Source organism: Micromonospora gifhornensis, from assembly GCF_016863515.1.
In the GTDB taxonomy this organism is placed as follows: Bacteria; Actinomycetota; Actinomycetes; order Mycobacteriales; family Micromonosporaceae; genus Micromonospora; species Micromonospora gifhornensis.
Window position 1 is genome coordinate 1 of sequence record NZ_BOPA01000097.1, and the last position, 1431, is coordinate 1431.

2 protein-coding genes are annotated in these 1431 nt (G+C 68.0%); both read right to left on the bottom strand.

Translation table 11 applies throughout. The annotated features are described in order from the left end of the window. Nucleotides 1-72: 72 nt before the first annotated feature. On the bottom strand, nucleotides 73-489 hold the full coding sequence (locus Vgi01_RS30260) for a hypothetical protein (RefSeq protein WP_204293337.1): 417 nt from the start codon (nucleotides 487-489) through the stop codon (nucleotides 73-75). Continuing rightward, nucleotides 486-1328 (bottom strand): IS5 family transposase, encoded by an 843-nt coding sequence (locus Vgi01_RS30265; RefSeq protein WP_204293338.1) that lies wholly within the window; start codon nucleotides 1326-1328, stop codon nucleotides 486-488. Before Vgi01_RS30265 ends, Vgi01_RS30260 begins: the two co-directional genes overlap by 4 nt. Between the last annotated feature and the right edge of the window lie 103 nt (nucleotides 1329-1431).

Sequence of the window (1431 nt, forward strand, 5' to 3'; positions counted from 1 at the left end):
CTGAGAGGGTGGTTCGGGAGGCTATGTCCAGTGTGGGCTTGGCGATTCGTTAGGGGGCCCTGCTGGTGGGGGTTACGCAGGCGTCGTCGGCGGGGCCAGGGTGAATAGTCCGGCCTCGGGTTCGGTGAGGATCTGTCGGGCGACGAGGCGTTTGAGCTTGGCGCGGAGATTCTCGGTGTCCTTCGCGGTGGTGCCGGTGCCCAGGGCGTGGCAGATGTCCTTGGCGCGCATCGGTGCGGTACCGGCGTGAAACACGGCGAGGATCTGTTGGTAGGCGGGGCTGGCGACGGTCGGGTCAGCGGGTGCTGCCGCGTCGAGTGGGCCCAGGCTCAGGAGCGTCTTGCGGGTGATGGCGAGTTCGGCCACCTCGGTCTCGGCCGCGGTGAGCTGCTCAGTGAGTGAGGCGATCTGGGCGCAGAGCCGCTCGACGGCGAGGCCAGCGGCGGTCTCGCGTTCGGTGAGCAGGGTCAGCAGCGACGGCGGAGTCACCGCTGCCGGCCCGGGTCGCGCCACGATGCGGTGGCGGTTCCGGTCAACCGGCGGACCAGGTTCGCCGTCGAGGCCCACCAGGTGCGGGACACCGCGGAGGCGGGTCGGCTTTCGTACTCGCGGACCAGGCGGCGGTGCAGCATCAGGGTGCCGTTGGTCTGCTCGACGACCCACCGGCGCTTCACCGGCACGAACCCGGCGGTCGTGTCGGACCGCCGGACCTGTTCGACGTCGATACCGTTGATCGCGCCGTGGATCTGCACGTCGTCTTTGAACCCGGCGTCGACCCACGCCTTGGTCACCGTCGGAGTGTGCGCCACAACGTTGTCCAGCAGCCGTACGCCGATCGAGTTGTCGGTGACCGACGCCGCCGTGACCACCACCGCGATGATCAGCCCGAGGGCGTCGACCGCGAGACCCCGCTTACGGCCCGGGACCTTCTTCGCGGCGTCCTTGCCGGTCGTCGCCGCCGGAACGTGGTTGGCCGCCCTGATCGACTGGGTGTCCAGCACCACCGCGGTCGGATCCTCCCGGCGGCCGGCCTTCTCCCGCGCCTGGCAGCGCAGCAGATCATGGATCACCTGGTCGGTGCCATCATCACGCCACAGCGCGAAGTAGTAGTAAGTGGCCGACTTCGGCGGCAGGTCGTGCGGCAGGTACGCCCACTGACACCCGGTCCGGTTCTGGTAGAAGATCGAATTCACGATCTCCCGCAGCTCATAGCGACCCTGATGCCCCGACACCGACGGATGCCGGTCCTTCCACGCCCGCAGAAACGGCCCGACCACCGCCCACTGCTCATCGGTCAGGTCACTCGGATACGCCGCACGCTCACCCATGATCAGCCCAACGCCGGCCGGACCTACCGGTTACGACCACAGCTCACATTCACATGCCGACCCAAACCCACAATGGACGAAAGCTACCGAACCACCCTCTGAG

Coding starts and splice junctions, on each gene's coding strand:
- Vgi01_RS30265 (WP_204293338.1), bottom strand. CDS start 1,328: ATGGGTGAGCGTGCGGCGTATCCGAGTGACCTGACCGATGAGCAGTGG.